This window comes from Superficieibacter sp. BNK-5 (assembly GCF_047456055.1).
Classification (GTDB): domain Bacteria; phylum Pseudomonadota; class Gammaproteobacteria; order Enterobacterales; family Enterobacteriaceae; genus Superficieibacter.
The window spans coordinates 3,295,060-3,319,378 of the sequence record NZ_CP179893.1 but is presented as its reverse complement, the minus strand read 5'-3'; the positions used below and the strand labels follow the sequence as shown (position 1 = coordinate 3,319,378).

General features: G+C 52.3%; 24 protein-coding genes and 1 tRNA gene. 10 read left to right on the top strand and 15 right to left on the bottom strand.

The features are described 5' to 3' along the window. The first annotated feature begins 45 nt into the window (after positions 1–45). The 5 genes from dinI (at position 46) to ACMGGS_RS15790 (ending at position 3,585) form a co-directional block, all read left to right on the top strand. Positions 46–291, top strand: coding sequence for a DNA damage-inducible protein I (dinI, locus tag ACMGGS_RS15810; protein WP_176917812.1), 246 nt, complete (start codon positions 46–48; stop codon positions 289–291). 284 nt (positions 292–575) lie between these two features. Continuing rightward, positions 576–830 (top strand): biofilm formation regulator BssS, encoded by a 255-nt coding sequence (bssS, locus tag ACMGGS_RS15805; protein ID WP_414166292.1) that lies wholly within the window; start codon positions 576–578, stop codon positions 828–830. A gap of 124 nt (positions 831–954) precedes the next feature. Continuing rightward, on the top strand, positions 955–2,073 hold the full coding sequence (gene solA, locus ACMGGS_RS15800; protein WP_414163411.1) for an N-methyl-L-tryptophan oxidase: 1,119 nt from the start codon (positions 955–957) through the stop codon (positions 2,071–2,073). Positions 2,074–2,441: 368 nt separating this feature from the next. Then, positions 2,442–3,008, top strand: a complete 567-nt coding sequence (locus ACMGGS_RS15795) for a cytochrome b (RefSeq protein ID WP_414163410.1) — start codon at positions 2,442–2,444, stop codon at positions 3,006–3,008. Position 3,009: 1 nt separating this feature from the next. Then, complete coding sequence (locus tag ACMGGS_RS15790; RefSeq protein ID WP_414163409.1) at positions 3,010–3,585, top strand: YceI family protein; 576 nt, start codon at positions 3,010–3,012, stop codon at positions 3,583–3,585. A 37-nt stretch (positions 3,586–3,622) separates the two neighbouring features. Here ACMGGS_RS15790 and ACMGGS_RS15785 read toward each other — a convergent pair whose 3' ends face one another. Then, positions 3,623–4,672 (bottom strand): rhodanese-related sulfurtransferase, encoded by a 1,050-nt coding sequence (locus tag ACMGGS_RS15785; RefSeq protein ID WP_414163408.1) that lies wholly within the window; start codon positions 4,670–4,672, stop codon positions 3,623–3,625. Positions 4,673–4,893: 221 nt separating this feature from the next. Between ACMGGS_RS15785 and ACMGGS_RS15780 the strand changes: the two genes are divergently transcribed. The 3 genes from ACMGGS_RS15780 (at position 4,894) to ACMGGS_RS15770 (ending at position 7,739) form a co-directional block, all read left to right on the top strand. Continuing rightward, entirely contained in the window at positions 4,894–5,814 is a 921-nt protein-coding gene (locus ACMGGS_RS15780; RefSeq protein ID WP_414163407.1) for a Kdo(2)-lipid IV(A) acyltransferase, read from the top strand. A 197-nt stretch (positions 5,815–6,011) separates the two neighbouring features. Further along, entirely contained in the window at positions 6,012–7,244 is a 1,233-nt protein-coding gene (mdtG, locus tag ACMGGS_RS15775; protein ID WP_414163406.1) for a multidrug efflux MFS transporter MdtG, read from the top strand. A 117-nt stretch (positions 7,245–7,361) separates the two neighbouring features. Next, on the top strand, positions 7,362–7,739 hold the full coding sequence (locus ACMGGS_RS15770; protein WP_194205722.1) for a MysB family protein: 378 nt from the start codon (positions 7,362–7,364) through the stop codon (positions 7,737–7,739). A gap of 30 nt (positions 7,740–7,769) precedes the next feature. On the opposite strand, the gene ACMGGS_RS15765 is transcribed toward ACMGGS_RS15770, so the two are convergent. The 3 genes from ACMGGS_RS15765 to mdoG all read right to left on the bottom strand — a co-directional run bounded on the left by ACMGGS_RS15765 (position 7,770) and on the right by mdoG (position 12,225). Continuing rightward, positions 7,770–7,997 (bottom strand): YceK/YidQ family lipoprotein, encoded by a 228-nt coding sequence (locus ACMGGS_RS15765; protein ID WP_414163405.1) that lies wholly within the window; start codon positions 7,995–7,997, stop codon positions 7,770–7,772. 141 nt (positions 7,998–8,138) lie between these two features. Then, complete coding sequence (mdoH, locus tag ACMGGS_RS15760; RefSeq protein WP_414163404.1) at positions 8,139–10,679, bottom strand: glucans biosynthesis glucosyltransferase MdoH; 2,541 nt, start codon at positions 10,677–10,679, stop codon at positions 8,139–8,141. Beyond that, positions 10,672–12,225, bottom strand: a complete 1,554-nt coding sequence (mdoG, locus tag ACMGGS_RS15755; protein WP_414163403.1) for a glucans biosynthesis protein MdoG — start codon at positions 12,223–12,225, stop codon at positions 10,672–10,674. The genes mdoH and mdoG overlap by 8 nt, the downstream gene beginning before the upstream one ends. A 252-nt stretch (positions 12,226–12,477) precedes the next feature. Between mdoG and mdoC the strand changes: the two genes are divergently transcribed. Continuing rightward, complete coding sequence (gene mdoC / locus ACMGGS_RS15750) at positions 12,478–13,638, top strand: glucans biosynthesis protein MdoC (RefSeq protein WP_414163402.1); 1,161 nt, start codon at positions 12,478–12,480, stop codon at positions 13,636–13,638. A 34-nt stretch (positions 13,639–13,672) separates the two neighbouring features. Here the strand turns inward: mdoC and ACMGGS_RS15745 are convergent, their stop codons facing one another. The 7 genes from ACMGGS_RS15745 to ghrA all read right to left on the bottom strand — a co-directional run bounded on the left by ACMGGS_RS15745 (position 13,673) and on the right by ghrA (position 19,253). Beyond that, entirely contained in the window at positions 13,673–15,160 is a 1,488-nt protein-coding gene (locus ACMGGS_RS15745; protein WP_414163401.1) for a phospholipase D family protein, read from the bottom strand. Then, complete coding sequence (ymdB, locus tag ACMGGS_RS15740) at positions 15,093–15,635, bottom strand: O-acetyl-ADP-ribose deacetylase (RefSeq protein WP_414163400.1); 543 nt, start codon at positions 15,633–15,635, stop codon at positions 15,093–15,095. The genes ACMGGS_RS15745 and ymdB overlap by 68 nt, the downstream gene beginning before the upstream one ends. Before the next feature lie 96 nt (positions 15,636–15,731). Further along, positions 15,732–16,046: a fimbrial protein gene (locus ACMGGS_RS15735; RefSeq protein WP_414163399.1), complete on the bottom strand. Its 315-nt coding sequence runs from the start codon at positions 16,044–16,046 to the stop codon at positions 15,732–15,734. A 285-nt stretch (positions 16,047–16,331) separates the two neighbouring features. After that, on the bottom strand, positions 16,332–16,814 hold the full coding sequence (locus ACMGGS_RS15730; protein ID WP_414163398.1) for a DUF1097 domain-containing protein: 483 nt from the start codon (positions 16,812–16,814) through the stop codon (positions 16,332–16,334). A 102-nt stretch (positions 16,815–16,916) separates the two neighbouring features. Further along, the gene (locus ACMGGS_RS15725; RefSeq protein WP_414163397.1) at positions 16,917–17,471 is read right to left on the bottom strand and encodes a molecular chaperone; all 555 of its coding nucleotides are present in this window, start codon (positions 17,469–17,471) and stop codon (positions 16,917–16,919) included. A gap of 21 nt (positions 17,472–17,492) precedes the next feature. Further along, positions 17,493–18,230 (bottom strand): phosphatase, encoded by a 738-nt coding sequence (locus ACMGGS_RS15720; protein ID WP_414163396.1) that lies wholly within the window; start codon positions 18,228–18,230, stop codon positions 17,493–17,495. Between the two features lie 84 nt (positions 18,231–18,314). Beyond that, entirely contained in the window at positions 18,315–19,253 is a 939-nt protein-coding gene (gene ghrA, locus ACMGGS_RS15715) for a glyoxylate/hydroxypyruvate reductase GhrA (RefSeq protein ID WP_414163395.1), read from the bottom strand. A gap of 264 nt (positions 19,254–19,517) precedes the next feature. Here ghrA and ACMGGS_RS15710 point away from each other — a divergent pair. Further along, positions 19,518–19,605 (top strand) — tRNA-Ser (locus ACMGGS_RS15710). A 296-nt stretch (positions 19,606–19,901) separates the two neighbouring features. Here ACMGGS_RS15710 and ACMGGS_RS15705 read toward each other — a convergent pair. From ACMGGS_RS15705 to ACMGGS_RS15690, 4 genes are all read right to left on the bottom strand, one after another. Further along, positions 19,902–21,236: a gluconate:H+ symporter gene (locus ACMGGS_RS15705; protein WP_414163394.1), complete on the bottom strand. Its 1,335-nt coding sequence runs from the start codon at positions 21,234–21,236 to the stop codon at positions 19,902–19,904. 58 nt (positions 21,237–21,294) lie between these two features. After that, a complete protein-coding gene (gene uxuA / locus ACMGGS_RS15700; protein WP_414163393.1) occupies positions 21,295–22,365 on the bottom strand; it encodes a mannonate dehydratase in 1,071 nt (356 codons plus the stop codon). A gap of 407 nt (positions 22,366–22,772) precedes the next feature. Continuing rightward, entirely contained in the window at positions 22,773–23,537 is a 765-nt protein-coding gene (gene dsbG / locus ACMGGS_RS15695; RefSeq protein WP_414163392.1) for a thiol:disulfide interchange protein DsbG, read from the bottom strand. Positions 23,538–23,583: 46 nt separating this feature from the next. Then, a complete protein-coding gene (locus ACMGGS_RS15690; RefSeq protein ID WP_414163391.1) occupies positions 23,584–23,763 on the bottom strand; it encodes a hypothetical protein in 180 nt (59 codons plus the stop codon). Positions 23,764–24,319 lie beyond the last annotated feature (556 nt).

Below are 24,319 nucleotides of genomic sequence, written 5' to 3'. Positions count from 1 at the left end.
GCGCTAAACTGTATAAATATACAGTGCATTACACAGGGGGCAATTATGCGTATTGAAGTCACTATCGCCAGAACCACATCCTTACCGCCCGGTGCGCTGGACGCTCTTGCGGGCGAACTGTCCCGGCGGGTTCTCACTCATTTTCCTGACTGTGACGGTAACGTCAGCGTGCGTTATGCTGCTGCCAATAATCTCTCCGTGTTTGGTGGGCTTAAAGAAGACAAAGATCGCATCAGTGAAATTCTCCAGGAGACTTGGGAAAGCGCTGACGACTGGTTCATTACCGATTAATTTTTGCTCCCTCATTGTGCATGTTTGCCGGGTCGCCCCGGCTTTTTTTCATCTTTTTCCTGCTGATTTTTTAGTCACTTTCTTATTGATCGTAATACTTAATAAAAATTAAAGAACAATCCCGCGCTTAATCGTTCAAAAAAGACACGCCATGAAAAAACATTTCAGCGGAAATATATTTATTGGAACATTTTATCTTTTTATTGATATACTTAAGTTGCTTCAAAAAAAACACGCATTGAACCCAGCAGGTATCGTTATTTCACGCTTACAAAGGGGTCATGATGGAAAAAAATAATGAAGTCATCCAGACCCATCCCCTTGTTGGATGGGACATCAGCACCGTGGATAGCTACGATGCGCTGATGCTGCGTTTACATTACCAGACCCCCAATCAGCCCGAGACCGATGATACGGAAATTGGTCAGACACTGTGGCTGACAACTGACGTAGCGCGTCAGTTTATTTCAATCTTAGAAGCAGGTATCGCTAAAATTGAATCCGGCGACTACCAGGAAAATGAGTATCGCAGGCATTAATATCACCCAGATTAATGTTGTACATTCACTCAAAAGGCACCCACAGGGTGCCTTTCTTATTTGCGCTAAACCATAAAAAACGTATGCTACCTGTTGTTAATTAACCTACTTCTACGGGAGCGAGATGCAATACGATCTGGTAATTATTGGCAGTGGCTCCGTCGGGGCGGCAGCGGGCTATTATGCTTCACGCGCCGGGCTGAACGTACTTATGACCGATGCCCATCTGCCCCCGCATAAGGAAGGCAGTCACCATGGCGATACGCGGCTGATGCGCCACGCCTATGGCGAAGGTGAAAAATACGTCCCGCTGGTGCTGCGTGCGCAGGCGCTGTGGGAGACATTTGCCGCGGAAAGCGGCGAGGCGGTATTCGAACGTACCGGGGTCATTAACCTGGGTCCGGCAGATTCCCCTTTTCTGGCGAACGTCGCCAGCAGCGCTCAACGCTGGCAACTGACGACAGAGCAGCTTGATGCCACGGCCATCATGACGCGCTGGCCGGAAATTCGCGTGCCGGAAAATTATATCGGCATTTTTGAGGCCCATTCAGGCGTATTGCGCAGTGAACTGGCGATTAAAACCTGGGTGCAGCAGGCGCGCGAAGCGGGATGTGCACAGTTGTTTAACTGCCCGGTGACGGCCATTCAACATCATGATGCTGGTGTCACTATTGTCACCGCCGATGGCGAGTACCATGCCCGTAAAGCGCTCATTAGCGCCGGTACCTGGGTGACGAAACTGGTGCCATCGCTGCCGCTGCAACCGGTACGTAAGATTTTCGCCTGGCACCAGGCCGACGGGCGCTACAGCAGTAAAAATCACTTCCCGGCGTTCACCGGCGAGCTGCCTGATGGCGATCAGTTTTATGGTTTCCCGGCCGAGGATAACGCCCTCAAAATAGGCAAACACAACGGTGGGCAGGTCATTCATTCTCCGGAAGAGCGTAAACCTTTTGGCACCATCGGAAGCGATGGCGCTGAGTCATTCCCGTTCCTGCGACAGATCCTGCCGGGCATCGGCGGATGCCTGTACGGTGAAGCCTGTACTTATGATAATTCGCCGGACGAGGATTTCATTATTGATACCCTTCCCGGTCATTCGAGTACGCTGCTAATAACCGGCCTCAGCGGCCACGGCTTTAAATTTGCCCCGGCGCTGGGCGAAATTGCCGTACAGTTTGCTACAGGCGAATCCAGCGAATTTGATTTAGCGCCTTTCTCCCTCGCCCGCTTTCAACATTAATCCGGCTGCGGTCTTTCTGGCCGCAGCTTATTTCCTGGGTTTGTATTGTGGTAAAGGACATTATTTACTTAGCAGGCTTACTTTAAGTGATAGTGTATTTTCGGCAGCGCGGTTAACTGACAAAAGCTGACATAGATTGATAAAAATATAAAATTAGCGATAAAATTTTGAATGATAGCGTTGATTAAAAACCCTGCTAACTCGACACCAACCCGCTGAAAACGCGAACACTCTGAATTAAAACTCCACTTTTATTCAACATTACTGAATAAGTTAAAATAGTTATAAAATTATGCTAATTTGATGTTGCAATATAGTTTATCGCCCATCATTGTAAGCACTCTTAATTCCGTTACGAGATGCCGGGCATGAACCTGCGTAATTCTTCATATCGCTATGGATTTGTTTCAATTGCGTTGCACTGGCTGGTGGCTGTTGCGGTCTATGGAATGTTTGCCCTGGGCCTCTGGATGGTCACCCTCAGCTATTACGACGGCTGGTATCACAAAGCGCCGGAGTTGCATAAAAGCATCGGTATTGTATTGATGCTTACGCTGGTGGTTCGCCTGATCTGGCGTACCGTTTCCCCGGCTCCGGCAGCCTTGAGCCATTACTCAAAACTTACCCGCATCAGCGCAGTACTGGCCCATATTGCGCTATACCTGCTGCTGTTTGCCATCGTGATTAGCGGTTATCTGATCTCCACGGCTGACGGTCAACCGATCAGCGTCTTTGGCCTTTTCGAAGTTCCTGCCACGCTGACCGACGCGGGCGTACAAGCCGATCTGGCGGGCAATCTGCATTTATGGCTGGCATGGAGCGTAGTCGTACTGTCCGTCCTGCACGCGCTTGCCGCCCTTAAACACCATTTCATCGATAAAGACGATACCCTGCGCCGCATGCTGGGAAAATCGTCCCCTGACTCTGGAGCGTAATATGAAAAAAAGCCTGCAAGGATTGTTACTGGGAAGTCTGCTGCTGAGCGCTGGTTCAGCCGTTGCCGCAGATTATAAAATTGATAAAGAAGGCCAGCACGCCTTCGTCAATTTCCGTATTCAGCATCTCGGTTATAGCTGGCTATACGGCACCTTCCGCGATTTTGACGGCACGTTTACTTTCGATGAGAAGAACCCGTCTGCCGATAAAGTTAACGTGACGCTGAATACCAACAGCGTGGATACCAACCATGCGGAGCGCGATAAGCATCTGCGCAGCGCCGACTTCCTGAATGTGGCAAAATTCCCGCAGGCGACGTTTAAATCAACCGCGGTTAAAGCCGATGGCGATGCGCTGGATGTGACCGGTGATTTGACGCTGAATGGGGTGACCAAACCGGTGACGCTGAAGGCGAAGATGATCGGTCAGGGTGACGATCCGTGGGGTGGCAAACGCGCCGGTTTTGAAGCGGCAGGTAAAATCAGCCTGAAAGAGTTTAATATTAAGACCGATCTCGGCCCGGCATCGCAGGATGTAGAGCTGATTATTTCAGTGGAAGGCGTACAGCAGAAGTAATGATTAGCCCGGCAGTTCAGGCTGCCGGGCTGACCTGTTATTCCGGGTCAGGAATACCCAATTTTGTGTTCAGACGCCCCCGGGACTTATTGAAGATCTTATTACCGTTTTCACGCCCCGCGCGTAGCTGGCGCTGTTGCTCTTCAGGCAATGCCCTCTCCGTCTGGCACGCTTCGCTGCAGCATCCGGAATATTTTTCGGCACAGGTAGGGCACTGAATAAACAGCAGATGGCACCCGTCGTTCAGGCAGTTAGTGTGGCTGTCACAGGGCGCGCCGCACTGGTGGCAATGGGCAATGATGTCATCGGAAATGCGCTCGCCCATTCGCTCGTCAAAGACAAAGTTTTTACCGATAAACCGTACCGGCAATCCCTGTTCACGCGCCCGGCGCGCGTATTCAATAATGCCACCTTCAATGTGCGAGACTTTGTTAAAGCCGTTATGTTTCATCCACGCGCTGGCTTTTTCGCAGCGGATCCCGCCGGTGCAATACATGACAATTTTTTTGTCTTTGTGCTCCTGCATCATTTCCACCGCTTTCGGCAACTGCTCACGGAAAGTGTCGGCAGGGATTTCCAGCGCGTTTTCAAAGTGCCCCACTTCATATTCGTAGTGGTTGCGCATATCGATAAACAGGGCGTCCGGATCGTCGAGCAGGGCGTTAACTTCGGCGGCTTTAAGGTAGTCACCGACATCGCTGGCATCAAAACTGGCGTCTTCTATTCCGTCGGCGACAATACGCTCGCGCACTTTCAGACGCAGCACCCAGAACGATTTACCGTCATCGTCGAGAGCAATGTTCAGGCGCAGCCCCTGAAGCGCAGGATCGACATTCTCCAGCAGCGCCCGCAGCGCGTCGGTTTTACTTTGCGGAATACTGATTTGGGCGTTAATCCCTTCGTGCGCCAGATAAATACGGCCAAAGACGTTGAGTTCAGTCAGGGCAGTATACAGCGCGTCGCGCGTCGCTTTGGGATCGGCAATGGTGAAATATTTATAGAATGAGATCGTCGTGCGCGGTTCGGTCTCGGCCAGCATCCGCGCCTTCAGTTCTTCATTCGAAATGCGGTTGTGTAACACTGGCATGGTGTACGTTCCTGCAATCGTGAATGAATAAGATAAACGGGCGGCATCATATAGCAATAACTGACAATTTACATCCCCACATTTTTAGCTACATTTGCATCATCTATAACACTTACAATCCACAACTGCTGTTTTACTACTCACTTCGTCGTGCAAAATGTTGGCATCAGATAAAAAAGTGCGACAATAGAGCCGGTTGTAAATTTAATGACAGGAATGACATGACGCATTTACCAAAATTCACCGTGGCGCTGCTTCATCCGCGATACTGGTTAACCTGGCTGGGCATTGGCATGTTATGGCTGGTGGTTCAGTTACCCTACCCGGTTCTTTATCGCCTTGGACATGGTCTTGGTCATCTGGCACAACGCGTTATGAAACGTCGGGTAAAAATTGCCGAGCGTAATCTGGAACTGTGCTTCCCGGAGATGAGCCAGACGCAGCGCGATGAAATGGTACATAAAAATTTCGAATCTGTTGGCATGGGATTGCTTGAGACCGGCATGGCGTGGTTCTGGTCGGATCGTCGGATGGCGCGCTGGACCGAGGAGCGCGGCATGGATGCGATTAAAGAGCAAATCGCGCAGGGGCGCGGGATCTTACTGATCGGCGTTCATTTTCTGACCCTGGAAATGGGGGCGCGTATATTTGGCATGCATCTGCCGGGCATTGGCGTCTATCGCCCTAATGATAACCCGGTGCTGGACTGGTTGCAGACCTGGGGGCGGATGCGCTCCAATAAAGATATGATCGACCGCAAAGACGTAAAAGGCATGATTCGCGCGCTGAAAAATTGCGATGTGATTTGGTATGCTCCCGATCATGACTATGGCCCGCGCACCAGCGTATTCGTGCCGTTTTTTGCGGTAGAGCAGGCAGCGTCCACGTCTGGCACCTGGATGCTGGCCCGCACCTCCAAAGCCTGCATTGCGCCGTTCGTGCCGCGGCGTAAACCCGATGGCAAAGGTTATGAACTTATCGCGCTGGAGCCGGAATGCGATCCCCCTCTGGATAGCGCCGAAACCACCGCTGCATGGATGAACAAGATCGTCGAGAAGTGCATCATGATGGCCCCCGAGCAGTATATGTGGCTGCATCGCCGTTTTAAAACGCGTCCTCAGGGTGTACCTTCCCGCTATTGATGTCGGGATGCCAGGCTTTTACCCGACCTGCCCGGCGGCGCAAGCTTGCCGGGCCTACGCTCAATCCACCCGCCATCCCCCATTCTAAGCTTTAAAAGCTATCGCGTTTGCAGCCACTCCTGGCCGGGCGCATAATTAGCGGGCTTATCATATTTTTAGCTAAACTTAGTCTATTCTGTGCTGCATTGCGGGAGCCTATGCCCTCTTCAGATACCCCGATCAACTGGAAACGTAATCTTACGGTCACCTGGTTTGGCTGTTTTTTAACGGGTGCCGCGTTTAGCCTGGTCATGCCTTTCCTGCCACTCTACGTTGAACAACTCGGCATCACCGATCACAGCGCGCTGAATATGTGGTCGGGGCTGGTCTTCAGTATCACCTTTCTGTTCTCTGCCATTGCCTCGCCGCTGTGGGGCGGCCTGGCCGACCGCAAAGGGCGCAAAATTATGCTGCTGCGTTCTGCCCTCGGCATGGCGATAGTGATGCTGCTGATGGGAATGGCGCAAAACATCTGGCAGTTTTTGATCCTGCGGGCGCTGCTCGGGCTGCTTGGCGGCTTCATCCCGAATGCGAACGCGCTGATAGCCACGCAAATCCCTCGTAACAAAAGCGGCTGGGCGCTGGGCACACTTTCCACGGGGGCGGTCAGCGGCGCGCTGTTAGGCCCTCTGGCAGGCGGCCTGCTCGCAGACAGCTACGGCCTGCGCCCGGTGTTCTTTATGACCGCTGGCGTGCTGTTTTTGTGTTTCCTGCTCACGCTGTTTTATATTCACGAACAATTTGTCCCGGTGGCGAAAAAAGAGATGCTCAATGCCCGCCAGGTCATTGCTTCACTGAAAAGTCCAAGGCTGGTGCTCAGTCTGTTTATCACCACCCTGATTATTCAGGTCGCCACCGGTTCCATTGCGCCAATTCTGACGCTTTACGTGCGCGAACTGGCAGGCAACGTCAGCAACATCGCCTTTATCAGCGGCATGATCGCCTCTGTACCTGGCGTGGCGGCGCTGTTAAGCGCTCCCCGCTTAGGGAAACTGGGCGACCGCATCGGCCCGGAGAAAATCCTGATTGCTGCACTTGTCGTTTCGGTACTGCTGTTGATCCCGATGTCATTTGTGCAGACGCCGCTTCAGCTCGGTATTTTACGTTTCCTGCTCGGTGCCGCCGATGGCGCGCTGTTGCCCGCCGTACAAACGCTGCTGGTGTATAACTCCACCAACCAAATCGCCGGGCGTATTTTTAGCTATAACCAGTCATTTCGCGACATCGGCAATGTCACCGGCCCGCTAATTGGTGCAGCCGTTTCCGCCAGCTATGGCTTCCGTGCTGTCTTCCTGGTGACTGCTGGCGTGGTGTTATTTAATGTTGTCTACTCTACCTTTAGCCTGCGTCGCCGACGTCCTGTCCGGACACCTGAACAACCGGTTGATTAGGCGGGTTTTTCGCCATGTCACACATGATGTGCATGATTTTTTGCTGTTCAACCTTGCACTGGCCAATATTCAGCTATTCTTTCCCTGAACAACACGTCGAATCACAGGGAGATACCAATGACTATGTATGCCACACTCGAAGAAGCCATTGATGCGGCGCGCGAAGAATTTCTTGCCAATACCCCCGGTGTTGAAGAGGAAGAGGCCAACATTCAGCAGTTAAGCATCCAGAAGTATGTGTTACAGGATGGCGACATCATGTGGCAAGCCGAATTCTTTGCCGAGGAAGGTGAGAACGGTGAATGTCTGCCTGTCCTGAGCGGTGAGGCAGCGCAAAGCGTATTTGACGATGACTATGACGAAATCGAACTTCGTCAGGAGTGGCTGGAAGAAAATACGCTGCATGAATGGGATGACGGCGAGTTTCAGCTTGCGCCGCCGCTGGATACCGAAGAAGGCCAGGCAGCAGCTGACGAATGGGATATTCGTGATTAACGTATAGCCTTGCAACTCATCACGGGCCTGTTATTCATAAGGCCCGTGACTGGCATCCAGCGGTAATAGCAGCGTATCAAAAATCAGTGAAAACGGCAGATCCAGAACGGTCAGCCAGCGCCAGCTGGAATCACGCACGTCCCACTGCACGCCGGGATAATACTGATTACCATGTCCCTGTCCGGGAATGGTACGGCTGATAATACTGCCGCAACCGCACAGCATTATCGACATCACGACTACCATCACCATTCTCATGTTTTTTCCCCTGCCCTAAAAAAATACCGGCCCTGAGGCCGGTATTGAACGGATAACAGTATCTACGGTTTGGTGCCTTGTAATGCCGGGTGACGCTTCGCTTACCCGGCCTACGCACCATAGAGCTGCTCTTACCCTGCCTTAACCGGATGATTTTATCTTCAGCGCCAGCGGGTTTAGCGCCAGTTGCTGATAAGAACTCACCCACGAAGAGTAGCGCTCTGGCGAACTCCACACGCGATAATGCAGACGGGACATGGTCACAGGATCGCTCAGCAGCACCAGACGGCGGTCGCGGCTAAGTTTTTCCGGCGTCTCGTTCAGCGCCTGCTCAACATGGCGGTCACGGGCAATTTCAAGAATGTTGCCCTTACCGTGACGCCCCGTTGCCATCGCCGTGGCGAGTGCGTTGAAGGACGGGTTGAATACCGCATGCATAAAGCCATCTTTCAGCGAGCGCTGGATATTCAGTTCCAGGAAGCGGTCGGTATCGATCAGCACCTGCGGCGGTGAGTACTCTTCCGGGATCAGGAACAGTTTCCAGCGTTTAGTGCGTAGCCCCACCGTCGAACGGCTGGAAATGACCGAAACAAACGGCGAGAGGATCAGCGAGAAAACGATCGGCGCCAACCAGAACAGGAAGCGCAGGTCCAGCCAGGCCATGCCTACCGCCCACACCAGACCCAACAGCATTTGCGAGCCGTGGCGCTTAAACGCTTCTACCCATGAGGTTGAGTCATCATCACGCTGCGGTGAATTCCAGACCACTTCCCAGCCGAGAAACGCGCTGACCACAAAGACGGTGTGGAACAGCATACGAACCGGTGCCAGCAGCACTGAGAACAGCACTTCCAGCAGCAGGGAGAGCGTGACGCGAATAAAACCGCCGTACTCTTTCGGCCCTTTACACCACACCAGAATGATACTGAGCAGTTTCGGCAGGAACAGCAGTACCATCGTCGACGCAAACAGCGCAATCGCCAGTTCAGGACGCCACTGCGGCCATACCGGGAATAGCTGACGCGGCTGAAGGAAATATTGCGGTTCCGTCAGGGCGTGTACCACCTGCAAGGCCGTCGAAAGCGCGAGGAACATAAACCACAGCGGCGCGGAGAGATAGGACATGACGCCGGTTAAGAACACCGCACGGTGAACCGGGTGCATTCCTTTCACCAGGAACAGGCGGAAGTTCATCAGGTTGCCATGACACCAGCGACGGTCGCGTTTCAGCTCATCCAGCAGGTTTGGCGGCAGCTCTTCATAAGAGCCAGGCAGATCGTAGGCAATCCACACGCCCCAGCCTGCACGGCGCATCAGCGCGGCTTCAACGAAGTCATGCGACAGAATCGATCCGGCAAAGGAACCCTCGCCCGGCAGCGGTGCCAGCGCACAGTGCTCAATGAACGGCTTCACGCGAATAATGGCGTTATGCCCCCAGTAGTGCGATTCGCCCAGTTGCCAGAAGTGCAGACCGGCGGTAAACAGCGGACCGTAGACGCGAGTGGCAAATTGCTGGCAGCGCGCGTATAGCGTGTCCATGCCGGAAGCTTTCGGCGACGACTGGATGATACCCGCGTTAGGATTTGCTTCCATCAGACGCACGAGACCGGTCAGACATTCCCCCGTCATCACCGAGTCCGCATCCAGCACCACCATATAGCTGTACTGGCTGCCCCAGCGGCGGCAGAAGTCATCAATGTTACCGCTTTTGCGCTTCACGCGACGACGACGACGGCGATAAAAGATTTGCCCTTCGCCCTGCACTTCCGCGATAAGCTCCATCCAGGCTTTCTGCTCGGAAACGCAGATGTCCGGATTGTAGCTGTCGCTGAGAATATAAACGTCAAAGTGCTGCTGCTGACCCGTGGCTTTCACCGACTCCCAGGTCGCCCGCAGTCCGGCGAAAACACGATCCACATCTTCGTTGCAGATAGGCATGATCAACGCCGTGCGATGCCCGGGATTGAGCGGCTCATTGCCGGTCGTCGAGGCGGATATACTGTATTTATCCTTCCCGATAAGCAGTTGCAGAAAGCCCATCAGCGCGGTCCAGAAGCCCGCTGAGACCCAGCAGAACAGCACCGCAAACAGGATCAGGATCCCGGTTTGCAGGATATATGGCAGAAGCTGCATAAAGGAGACCAGCAAATCCTGGCCCATCATGTCGCCCGGATTGATCAGCGCCCAGCCCTGGTATGGCAGGATGGTTTTCATATACCAGGTTGCCACCACGGTTTGCGCCAGCGTTAACACCAGCAGAATATAGCGACGGATCGTCCCCATCAAACGCCACTGTTGTTCGCTGACCTGCTGCTCTTTGGTCAGACGGGAAAGATAACGCGGCTGCTGTTCACGGCCGCGCAGGCGGTCCCAGAAACGGCCAACCGGGTTGGTACGCCACGGATCGGGAAACATCGAGGAACGCTTCGCCTTTGGCATCGCGTGAAGCTGTGTGCGTCCCATATCGTCTTTGATCAGTTGATCGTTACGCAACGACTCCGGCCAACTGTGTTCAAGACGAGACTTGACCGACCCCAGCGGAGCGTCATCTTCAGGTTCGAATCGCTGATGTTCAGGATCAAGCGCTTCATGGACTGCGCGGATATCCATATCGGCAGGAAGTGCCGCTTTTTCAGCATCCGTAAGCGGCAGAGCGTCGATATACTTCGTTGTATTATTCATTGGCAGGTAGCTGATAGCTCCAGGTTTCACTCAGCGTCTGGTCAGCGTTAACCAGCGCGGCGCGCATCTCAGTGGTCTGCTTAGGATCTTTGATCTTCATGCGCAGCGTCAGACGCCATCCTTTAGTGACAGGATTATAGCGCACGCTGTTCTCAACGATTTCACCGTTGTCACCGATGCTGGTTTGCGCAGTGACCGGGGTGTCCGCAGGCAGTTTTTTCATTTCCGGACCGGCGAAGTCAATCACGAAGGCCAGCGTTCCGTCCGCCTGACGGATCAGATTAGATTGTTTAACGTCACCTGCTGAGCGACGAGTCTGCGTTACATACGCGTTATCCGGCGCATGCAGTTTGTCTTCATCGCGGCTGAAGGTGATGGTGTAGCTGAAGTTCATCTCTTTACCGGCCGCAGGCAGTTGATCCGGCGTCCAGTAGGCCACGATATTATCGTTGGTTTCATCGTTGGTCGGAATTTCGACCAGCTCAACTTTGCCTTTGCCCCACTCGCCTTTCGGCGTGATCCAGGCGCTTGGACGCAGATCGTAACGGTCGTCGAGATCTTCATAGCGGCTAAACTGACGGCCACGCTGTAACAGGCCGAAGCCCTGAGGGTTTTCCATTGCGTAGCTGCTCACACCCAGATGTTTCGGGTTATTAAGCGGACGCCAGATCCACTCACCGTTACCGGCGTGAATCGACAGACCGTTGGAGTCATGCAGTTCAGGGCGGAAGTTGGTGGTTGGAGAGGGCTGGTTCGGCCCGAAGAGGAACATGCTGGTCAGCGGCGCGACGCCAAGCTTGCCGACTTTGTCACGCAAATACACTTTCGACTGTACGTCAACGACGGTATCGCGGCCTGGCATAATAGTGAAGCGGTAAGCGCCGGTGGCACGCGGTGAATCCAGCAGCGCATAGATGTTCAGGCGCTTGTCAGTCGGTTTCGGACGTTCAATCCAGAACTCACGAAAACGTGGGAACTCTTCGCCTGACGGCAGTGCGGTGTCAATCGCCAGACCACGGGCGGAAAGGCCGTAAACCTGACCCTGCCCCAGCACGCGGAAGTAGCTTGCGCCAAGCATGCTAACGATTTCGTCGTTCTTATCTTTACTGTTAACCGGGTAAAGCACTTTAAAACCTGCAAAGCCCAGATCTTTTACGGTGTCTTTATCGTGCTGAACATTGCCAAAATTGAAGTAGTCCGGGCTGTATTTGATCTTACGCACGGCGTTGGAGGTCACTTCGTTGATGGCCACCGGCGTGTCAAAGTACATCCCCTGATGATAAAATTCGAGCTTGAAAGGAGTCTTGATCTTGCCCCAGTAAGCCTTGTCGTGGTTGAACTGGATCTGCTGATAATCCGCATATTTCATGTCGCGGAAGACGGAGGGCAGATTGCTTTTAGGAGCCTCATAGCCTTTACCTGCCAGTGACTGTGCCTGCTTTGCCACATCATCAATGGAGAACGCCCATGCAGATGAGGTGCACAGGGACAACGTTATGGCTACGCCTAACCAGCGCATTTTCATCATCTGTGATTTATTTTTCATAATAAGTAAGCACTTCCCCCTTTGTGTGCTTAAATCGATCCGATCCATTTTAATGGAAACTCTGGCAATCCGACAACATAATCCCCATTTTGTTCAGCTAGCGGCTTAGGGTTTAAGCAACCGTCAGCGACCTTTTGCACTTTACGTGCTTATCCTGGAGACAGGTTTTCGGACTTGGTGTAGGGTTGCAGCGGATGTTAACATTATCGCGTCTGGTGATAAGACGAAAAGTCTGAGAATGCAAACAATTATATGAGTAACGTACCCGCACAACGTGAATATTTCCTCGATTCCATTCGCGCATGGTTGATGCTTTTGGGGATCCCCTTTCATATCTCGTTAATCTATTCCAGCCATACCTGGCACGTAAATAGTGCCGAGGCATCATGGTGGCTTACTCTGTTTAACGATTTTATTCATTCCTTCCGGATGCAAGTTTTCTTTGTTATTTCCGGTTATTTTTCATACATGCTATTTCTACGCTATCCATTAAAGAAATGGTGGAAAGTCCGCGTCGAGCGCGTCGGTATTCCTATGCTCACCGCCATACCTTTATTAACGCTGCCGCAGTTTATGATGCTGCAATATGTGAAAGGTAAAACCGAAACCTGGCACACGCTCTCATTATATGAAAAGTATAATACCCTGGTCTGGGAGCTGACCTCGCACCTGTGGTTTTTACTGGTTTTGACCATCATGACCACCGCGGGGCTGTGGCTATTTAGCGTGCTTCGCAAGCGGCAGCAACAGCAGGATGGCGTCCTGTTCGCCAACCTGACGCTCGGCAAATTGACGCTGATCTTTTTACTGCTCGGTATTGCTTACGCCGCCTTGCGCCGCACGCTGCTGATTATTTACTCGCCAATTCTTAGCGACGGCCTGTTTAACTTTGTAGTCATGCAGACCCTGTTTTATATCCCTTTCTTTGTGCTCGGCGCGCTGGCCTTTATTAACCCCCGCCTGAAGGATCTTTTCACGACGCCTTCGCCGTGGTGCATGCTCGGCGCGATTGCAGGATTTGCCGCCTATTTACTCAATCAGCGCTACGGCAGCGGTGACGCCTGGATGTATGAAACCGAGTCGGTCATTACGATGGTATTTGGCCTGTGGATGGTGAACGTGGTCTTTTCCTTCGGACACCGGCTGCTCAATTTCCAGTCGGCGCGGGTGACCTATTTCGTTAACGCATCCCTCTTTATTTATCTGGTGCATCACCCGTTAACGCTGTTTTTCGGTGCGTATATTACGCCGCAAATCAGTTCTAATACGCTGGGCTTCTTTACCGGACTGGTGTTTGTGGTGGGCTGCGCGCTGGTGCTTTATGAAATTCACCTGCGTATTCCGCTCCTGCGTTTCCTGTTCTCAGGCAAGCCGCAGACGAAGCAGGATAAATCGCCGGTTACCACCAGATAACGCCGCGCCCCCTTACCTGAGGGGGCGACTTATATTACAGTAGCCACTCCACCGGCAGACGGTAAACCAGACGCACCAATAACCGCTTCAGCAAGCGTGAATTCGGCTCCTTTTTCAGCACGATAGTTTCCCCATCCTGCTCTTCGATCCAGTTAATCCGCCCCCAGCGATCGAGTTTGAGTTGCCAGGCGGCGTGACGCTGGCTCTTCAGAAAATTGTGGTGGATCTTTTGCGCCAGCGGCTCGCTGTCGATCACAAAGCCCATTTCGGTGTTCAGCATTGCCGAACGCGGATCGAAATTAAACGAGCCGATAAACACTTTGCCGCCGTCCACGCTGAAGGTTTTGGCGTGCAGGCTGGAGCCGGAGTTACCCGTAAGCCCGCTATCGTGCAGGCCCGGCGTCAGCCTGCTTGTCGGCTTTAGCTCGAAAAGCGCCACGCCATGACGCAGCAGCTTTTTGCGCCAGCGGGCGTAACCCGCATGGACCACAGCCACGTCGTTAGCGGCCAGCGAGTTGGTCAGTATTGCCACCTTTACGCCCCGGCGGACCATTTGCAGGATCATCGCCACCCCCGCACGACCGGGCACAAAATAAGAAGAGATAATATCAATCTGCTTTTCCGGCGCCCCCATCACGTTCATCAGACGCTGAGGCAGCAACGTGCGCTTGCGCGCTTTCCCCTGGCCTTTGCGCGGATCGTCACTCAGCAGGCGGGTATGCGCCCAGAGCAAAGGAAGCGTGCCGGCCTCCAGGCGCGAAACGAAGGAGGTGGTTTTGAGCTTGTGCAGGTACTGCTGGGCGTATTTGTCATTGAGCCATTCATCGGGGATCTCTACTCGTCGGGTAATATCCTCTTCCGAAATATCCAGCACCTGCTGGAGCGTCGAGACCGATTTACACTCCCAGTAGCGCTGAAAATCCTCGGCCACATCCTGAACCACGTCGCCCAGCGCCATAACGTCGAGATCGGTAAATAACGGCTCCTTGCCCGCGCCAAAATAGGCGTCACCCACATTTCTGCCACCAATAATGGTCACTTCGCCATCAACGGTGAAACTTTTGTTGTGCATCCGGCGGTTAAGGCGTGCGAAGTCTGTCAGATAGCCCAGGATACGCAGCGTGCGAAAGGAGAAAGAGTTGAACAGCCGTACTTCGATATTGTGGTGGGCGTCCAGAAGGCGCAGCGTATCATCAAGCCCGACCGTATTATTGTCATCCAGTAAAAGCCGCACCTTAACGCCCCGCTCCGCCGCCTCAACCAGCACACGAAACAGCAAGCGTCCGGACATATCGTCCTCCCAGATATAGTACTGTACATCCAGGGTTCGTTCCGCCATTTGCGCCAGACGGTAACGTGCGGCAAAGGCGTCAAGGCTATCATCAAGGGGTAAAAGACCACAAAGGTCAGGATGCGCCGCACGGGCCGGGGCGATTGCTCGCCCCAGTCGCGTATTATGCGACTGGCTCGTCTCCCTGCTGGGTGAGTAATCGCTCATAAAGTCCTGCATTTTCCTCATCATAACAGACAAAGTATATCTGCTCTGGCTGAGGACGCCGGGTAATGTAATCCGAAACGGCATTAATTGCGATTTCTGCGGCAGCCGCTTTCGGATAACCGTAAATACCCGTACTGATAGCAGGGAAAGCGATGGAGTGAAAATCGTTGTCGCGGGCGAGCTGAAGACTGTTGCGATAAGCGTCTTCCAGCAGTCGTGCTTCGTTGTGATCTCCCCCGCGCCAGACGGGTCCCACGGTATGAATGACCGCTTTTGCCGGAAGGTTACCGGCCAGGGTAATCACCGCATGGCCCGGCGCGCATTCTCCCTGCTGCTGGCGGACCACTTTGCAGGCGTCCAGCAATGCAGGCCCGGCCGCACGATGGATTGCGCCATCCACACCGCCGCCGCCCATCAGAGAAGCGTTGGCCGCATTAACGATGACATCCACCTGCATGGTCGTAATGTCTCCCCGGATAACGTGAATGCGTGATTGCATAATTTTCTCCTGCTGGCCTTGGTAGCATTTACTCTATCTTACTTCGCTGCCGGGAGAAATGCGCGTCCTGCGAAAAGGCAGGAACGCGCCGCTATGCTAACGGTACTGAATGGTATAGATCGCGAGCGTCCGTTCCGGATTAAGGTATTTCAGCGATGTGGCATCAAACAGTTCGTGAGCGATATCCTGCCGCGCCGTATGGCCTAAAGAACGGTGGAGCGTCATGGTTTTCCCTTCACGCTGGCATGTCACCGCAATTTCACGACTGTTGTTAGTGACTTCACAGGGAGGCTCGACAATCTGCCCGCGAAAATGGATCACACCGCCCGAGGTTTCCCTGGCAGCGTCAGCAGAGAAACTCACCGCCATTAACGCCAGGACGCTGATAAAAACGTGAAAAGATAATTTCATGGTCACTCTCCTCTGCCAGAAAACGTTTCTGAAACCGGAAATAAAACTGAGCATTTAATTATCTTTACTACTCTTTATTAACAAAAAAAGAAATACGTATTAACGAAATAATCATTTATTTTCACAGCCACTTAAAATTTAATACAAATATATTCACCAAGTAAATATATTGCGCAAATTTATAGCACCGGAGTGATGAATAAGGGCGGAAAGAAGGCGTGTGGGCGACATCGTCAGAGAATTGTCGCCGCAGAAGAAGAAATATTATTTTAACGCACAGGGTTATTATTCGGGCGCGTTCAGCGGAAGGCGCTTTTTAGCGGCGCGGGAGGCCAGCCACAGGCCGCTGTTTTTCATGGCATAGCCAAAAACAAGCCCCAGCATGACAGAGGGGAGCACCAGTTTATAGTCGCCCTGTCCGGCGAACGTCGCGCAGGCTCCCATAAACGTGCCGGGAACAAAAGATAATAAAAGCTGTTTCGCCTGTATACACATCAAAAACGCCACCATGCCGGTCATTATATAGCCGACACTCTCCAGGTGCGGTGCCAGCGCGCTGCCGTGAATAATCACCAGTGCCCAGAGCACACCGCTTATCAATGTGCAGGCCGAAATAGCCAGCCCTTTCAGGCCACCTTGCGGACAGGCAAAATAGGCCGTACAGCCAAGAAACCCGGCCCAGCTCAATAAACCTAAGGAGACGGCGACCCAGCCCCATAACCCGGAGAGGATGCCTGTGGTGATTGCGATAGCGAGAAGTGTGCTCATGGCGCGCATCATAGCAGATGCGCGCCAAACAAAAGAGATCTGCCGCACAGCATGCGCAACATTTCTCACTCCATTACATTTTATTTGTGATTTAAATCACATTTATTCAGTTTCATCTTCCTGCAACTCTTCCCACATGGCCGCGATAGCGTCGCGCGTCAGTTGCGCCAGCGTGCGCCAGAAGGGTGTTTGAGCATGCGCTTCTACTTTACCGAGGAAGGTATCGCACCACGGCAGTAAAAATTCGGCAAACAGGGTTTCCTGGGCTTCACTCTCATCTTCAGTGGATTGATCTTCCAGCCAGGAGGCTGCCAGTAGCAGCGTGCCGAAATGATCTGCCGGGCTTTCCGCCAGCGGCATACCGCGATCGCTGAGGAATGTGCGCACGTCGCCTTCCGTAGCCCCTTCCACCCACGCGCTACGGAACGGCGCAACGCGGCAGTCGTTACCGACAAACAAGGCGTTGTAGTCGGCGGTCAGCGCGTCCATATCAACGCTTTTTTGCAGGCGGGCCAGCAGTTCATCCTGTTCCAGCGGCCAGCTGGCGGCCAGTTTGCCTTCTTTAAGCAGGGTGAACAGCGGCACCAGCAGCGGATCCTGCGGCTGACGATAGTAGAGCGAACCGAGGACGCGACACAGGATTGAAAACTCGTTCATGCAGTAATTCCATTAATAAGATTAAAAATCGGCAAATTCAGGGATAGGAGCCATGCCGCGCGACTCCAGAAAATCAAGTAAACGCCGGGGCGAAACGTTGAGGATGCGATCTTCCGGGAAATGGACCTCATCGAGGATTTTACGGCATTCGCTAAAATCGCCCAGCGTAAACGCCGTATGAGAATCCGATCCCAGCGCCACCCAGCCGCCCGCATCGCGAACCGCGGCCGCCACCGCCCGGCAATTCGCTTCACTGCCCTTACGCGAATGTACAAAGGACGAGTTGTTGATCTCCAGCGCCACATGATACTTCGCGGCAGCGGCAGCAATCGCCGGGATATCGACCGGATATTTCGGGTTGCCGGGATGGCTGATAATATGCACCGTACCGCTGGCCATGGTGGCGATCATCGCCTCGGTATGGGCAGCTTCATCCTGCGGCGGGAATACTGGCTCATGAAAACCCGCGATAATCAGGTCGAGTGAGGTCAGCATCGGACCGGTACAGTCAATCTCGCCGGGCGAGGTTTTAATGTTGGCTTCGATACCGCGCAGGATACCGACGCCATCCACAATGCGCGGCCAGATGCGCATATTAATAAAGTGCCAGTGATGCGGCGCATCTACCATATCCGGGCCGTGGTCGGTGATCGCAAAGAGCTTAATTCCCTTACTCTTTGCTTGCGCAATGTAGTCGCTAAGCGTGCTGTAAGCGTGGGTGCTGGCGACGGTATGCATATGCAGATCGACGGGATACATCGTTCTCTCCTCTGATGTTTTGCGCAAGGATAGCAGGTATTGCCCTGCGACATTAAGCAAAACCCGGCCGCGGCCGGATTCGAATCAGTAACCGCGAACGCGATCGACGCGCCCGGTAACTTCCTCGCCTTTCTCAAGCCCGGTAATGGTACGGGCGATCCAGGCAATGGCTTCAGCGGGACGCGTTACGGCGGCGATATGCGGCGTCATCGCCACGCGCGGATGCGTCCACAGCGGGCTTTGCGGGTCCAGCGGTTCGCGGCTGAAGACATCCAGCATCGCGCCTTTCAATTTGCCGCTTTCCAGCGCCTGCAATAAATCTTCTTCCACGACATGAACGCCGCGCGCCAGATTTAATAAATAGCTACTTTCCGGCAAGTGGCTTAAACGCCCGGCATTGATAAGGCCGACGGTTTCCGGCGTGTGCGGAAGGAGGTTAATCAACACGCGCGTGCCGCTTAAAAACTCGACCAGTTCGGTCTGGCCGGCAAAGCTTTTCACGCCGGGCCATGATTTCCGGCTACGGCTCCAGCAACGGATCGGAAATCCCCATGCCTGCAACGCTTGCGCGACTTTACCGCCAAGCACGCCCGCGCCGAGAATGCCGATGGTAAAATCCGCTTTATTATATGCGTCCAGCGGCTCCCAGCGCGCCTGCAGCTTTTGCGCATGATAATCGTCAAAGCGCCGGAACCAGTGCAGCACCTGGCTTACCGCATATTCCTGCATCTGCTCGCCCATGCCAGTATCCTCGAGGCGAAAGAGCGCGGTCGACTCCGCCAGCATCTCCGGATGCGCCTGCAACTTGTTCAGAATTGAATCGACGCCCGCGCCCAGGGCAAATACCGCTTTTAGCTGGCGGCCTTTCAGCATTTCCACCGGCGGCTCCCAGACCAGTGCATAATCCGCAGGGTGATGATCGCCTTCTTCCCACTGGCGCACCGTGGCACCCGGCAGTTTGTTCTCCAGTTCCGCTTTCCAGTAGTGAAAATCAAAGGTGGGATGGTAAAAGATGATATCCATAGAGACTCCTGACATTGCACAACGGTTGTCCTGTAGCGGACGCGACGGTTTCTGTTTGATCTGTATCGGTTTTGAGGATATCAAATTTCTGCGCGGAGTTTTGTAAAAAGCCATCCGACGACAAAAAAGACACTTTTTGTTTAATCCGGAAGCAACCTGGCGGAAGTTTAACTAAACGCACCGCTTCCGGTGAAAAGAACATTGACGGATTTAACGGATTTCCTTACATTAGCGCCCGTTCCGGTGATGCCGGAACAACAATATGGTGAGGTGTCCGAGTGGCTGAAGGAGCACGCCTGGAAAGTGTGTATACGGCAACGTATCGGGGGTTCGAATCCCCCCCTCACCGCCATATTTGAAGAAAAGCCTGCACTTACGTGTGGGCTTTTTTTTCGCATATACCTCCTGACCAGGGGGGATGAGAAGCCCCGACCGGGGTTCGACAACGGGCGTCAGCCCGTTGGACAGACGACGAGCCTGCGAGGAGGCTGCAAAGTCACCTTCTGAGCGACAGGCTCACTGACCCGTTTAAGCTATTGAGAAGAAGCAGATGCCTTCTGCACTACTGGATCGCCCTGACTACGCTGAAGTACAAGGGTCCGCTAGCGCAAAGCGCTTACTACGCTAGCAGGGACACGTTTTTGAGGGTTAAGAGATAAACAGGCTAAGCACCAGCACCATCCCCAGGCCGACCACAGAGTTAATCAACTCCAGCAGACCCCAGGTTTTAAAGGTATCTTTCATTGAAATGCCGAATGTCTCTTTGAACAACAGAAAGCCACCATCGTACATTAGCGTGATGGTGTTACTGCCGCAGGCAACAGCGAGGCACATCAGAGCGGGATTGAGATGAAACGCACTGACCATCGGTGCAACAATCCCGGCAGAAGTAATAGCCGCTACCGCGCCCTGTCCGGTAAGAATGCGAATAATCGCGGTGATTATCCACGCGACAATAAACGGCGACAAAGGTAAGTCACCCATAATCGTGACGATATGATCGCCGACGCCGGAAACCACAATCACCTGTTTCAGGATGCCACCAGCGCTTATCACAAATAAAACGTTAGCTATTTTCGCAATAGCATCGCTCACGCAGTGCGTCACACCATCCGCCGTCATGCCGCGCTTCACGCCGAGAAACCAGACGGCGGCAAGTGTTGCCAGCAGCATACTGATTTCCGCGCTGCCGAAAAAGGTGCACACTTTAACCAGTTCCGGGCTGGTGGACATAAATCCTTTAATGATGGAAGCCACAATCATTAGCACCGCCGGGATCAGCGGGATTAATATACTGATACCGAAGGAAGGCAAATCCTGTGAGGTTTTTTCCTCGACCGGTTTTAGCAGCGAATTGAGCGGTATTGCTTTGATGCCCGGCAGGAATTTTGGCAGCAGAATGCCTGCACAAAACAGCGCCGGAAGAATCACTAAAATGCCATACAGATAGACCTGTACAATATCGGCATTAAAGGCGCTAATAAGCGCAACCGGGCCGGGCTGCGGCGGGAACAGGCTATGCCCCATTGTTGCACCTACAACCGTTGGGACCACTAGTTTCATATACGGAATGTTTGCTTTTTTGGCGATATTTAATACCAGCGGCATTGCAATCAGGAATGCCACTTCATAAAACATGGCAATGCCAAAAATAACGCCGATAAACATTAACCCAACAGAAAGAAATCGCGTGCCGCAGTGTTCAATAACTGTGTCGGCAATCCGCTGGCTGGCACCTGACTCGGTCATAAATTTTCCGATGACGGCACCGAAAATAATAATCAACGCCAGGTGACCGAGAATACTGCCCAACCCCTCCTGGATTACTGTGACGATTTTATCCAGCGGAATCCCTTCCATGATAGCGACAAAAATACCGGCAATCAGCAAGGCGAAAATATTGTGGAATTTATAACGGAGGTTCATGAGAACCAGGAGCGCAATACCTACCAGCACCCAAAATAATGCTAACAGCGGGGACATAGAGCATTCCTTACAGATGGTGCGTCAAAAGAAGCCGGAGAAGCCTCCGGCCCATACATTATTGGTGTTGTTTTTCGAGTGCTTCCCACAATCCGTGCAGGTAGGTGACGCCGAGGGCGCGATCGTACAGCCCATAACCCGGACGCCCGGTCTCTCCCCAGATAAAACGTCCGTGATCCGGTCGGATATAACCATCAAAACTATTATCATGCAGGGCTTTCATCACCTCATACATATCAAGAGAACCGTAGCGTGATAAATGCGCAGATTCATAGAAATCTTTATCTTTAATCAATTTGATATTGCGCACATGAGCGAAATGGATACGCTTACGGCGGGTAAATTCAGCGAGAATTTGATAAACATCGTTATCAGGATCCTCAGCAATAGAGCCAGTACATAACGTAATTCCATTGGCTTCAGAATTTACTGCATTACAAATCCAGTCGAGATCGTCTCTGTTTTTAACAATGCGAGGCAATCCAAAAATAGAGTACGGCGGATCATCCGGGTGTATGGCCATTTTAATACCGACTTCTTCACATACCGGAATAACGCGTTCAAGGAAATAGACCAGGTTTTCCCGCAGTTTTGCATCATCAACATCTTTATATTTGGCGAATAACTCCTGAACTTTCGCCAGACGTTCTGGCTCCCAGCCTGGCAGGGCAAAACCGTTGGAATTTTCCAGTACCTCTTTCACCACTTCATCGAGGGTTTTATCGATACCTTTTTTTTCAAACGCCATGGTCAATGAACCATCCGGCAGGACGTAATTCATGTCTGTTTTCATCCAGTCAAAGACTGGCATAAAGTTATAGCAGATGACTTTAACACCGATTTCCGCCAGATTACGGATCGTCTGCTGGTAATTAGCAATCAGTTGGTCACGGCTGGGGAGACCAATTTTGATATCATCGTGAATGTTCACGCTTTCAATCACTTCCATTTTTAGACCGGCCTGCTGAACCTGGTCGGCAAGGGCGTGGACTTTTTCCGTTGACCACACATCGCCAACCGGAACGTCATACAGCGCCCCTACAATTCCCTCAACACCGGGAACCTGGCGGATATATTCCAGCGAAATCTTATCTTCCACTGGTCCAAACCAGCGCATTGTCATTTGCATACCTATTACCACCTGTGAAGTAAAAATATTCTTCTACCATACTAGTATTCCTAATGGTAAGCGCGCTGGTATCTTTTTGCGATCTGATTCACACAACGTATGGATAGCGTGGTTAATTACCTGCGTTCAGTTGTGGGAACGCGGGTATCGCAGGTAAAAAAATTGAGTGGCAGAAAACTGACGCTGTTGAACTACATGCGTGGTGCCTGGGAGGAGTTGAAATGGCTTTACTGCGCTTAGAAAATCAATTACTAAAAGCAGCCGTGATGCTTATCACAGCCGCTGAATCGCCACGATAACCCTGGCCTATCATGACCGTTGTTAGAATACGCCTGTGCCGGGATACAATCTTACAATGTCTGGCCCTGCATAGAGTTGACTGTTGCAATGCATAGCCCGCTTTGAGATTAAGCTGAAGGGGGTTTAGGCCCGAACATCGCTTCCAGTTGTTTCTCGTCAGGCATTCCGACAACCTGCTGAAGCTCCTGTTTATCATTCATGTAATAAATTGCCGGGGTTGCTACTGCACCGGTTTCGTCCATAAGCTGCTGGTGGTATTGCAGCAGGTTGAAGGTCTCTTTAGGTGTACTGGCTGGCGGTTCAGGTCGCTTTTTCCCGTTAGACATTTCATAGTCGCTCCAGGCTTTCGCAGGATCATCAGCGTTAAGAATTGCAGACGCATATTGCCCGCTTTTCGGGTTAATCACCGCCACTAACAGCGTGTTCAGTTCCACTTTACCGGAACTGATCCACGGCCGGGCAGCTGCCCAGAATTGTTTGCAGTACGGGCAGAACGGATCGGCGAATACCACCACTTTCCGTTTCGCCTCTGGATTACCTTCCTTAATACCCTGCGCAGCGTTGAGTTTTTCCCAAAGTTGCCGCCCCTGAGGAATGTACAATTCACGCTGGAACAGCGCTTCGCTGAGGTTCTGGCCCTTCTCGTCATAAAGATAACCGGAAATAGCATGTTTGCCGTCCGGGGTAAGCCAGATGGTTACTCCCATGTCCTGGTACTGGCCCAGCCAGCTGCGTAAGCCGCCGTCGGTTTTGACTTCTCTGATGATCTTTACGCCCTGCTTTTCAATCTGTTGCACTGCAGGTGGTATCGGCTCGCTGGCCCAGACCAGCAGGGGGAATACGCTGAATAGTGCCAACTGTTTTTGCAACATAATGTCGTCCCGTCCGATGGAGAGGCTGTCACCTCTACCGTTAAAGTTATGATTTACGCTTCGCCAGCGTCGGTATAACCTGCCTGCCCAGTTTTTCCGCCATGACCAACACATGCTCCAGTGGTATAAAAGACCACGCAGCTAGCACCGGGGAGAGCCTGCAAGGCCGACAGGCGGATGATATTATTTTTTGATCTGCAACGGGCAGAAAATGTTCTTTAGACATGTGATTAATTATCCTGATTCATGGTAAGTACTATCCGGTAGCGCACTTGTCCCTGTTTTAGGCTGTAGAGCGCTTCGTTTGCCCTTTCAAAAGGCGTTAGCTCTGTCACTGGCAGGGTCTGAAAGAGGTGGCTGAATCGCAGTGCATCTTCGGTTTGTGAAGGTGTGCTGACGAAGAAACCTGTAATAGTGCGTTCATTTTCGGGGTATCTGGCAGAGGCAAGCGAAGCTGCATCAGGGGGCATACAAGAATCATTATCATCCAGACATCAGAAAAGGGTTATTATCTAAAAATCTTTCAAAGCTTAAAATAGCCCTTAGCCTGCGTGACAAGTAAAAACGCAACGGAAAGCACATACAGCCCATATGATAATTATTATTCCTCACTAAGAAAAAACAATGGCTCGGTATATAGACTTAACCAATATTTAAACCGTTTTCTGAAGTACGGTCGAAGTTCTTCAGGTTGCTCCATTTCAAATTCCCTGATCTCTTTTTCGTTAGCGTTGTCACACCATAACCGCATTGCATTATAAGCAGCAATATCGACTATTATC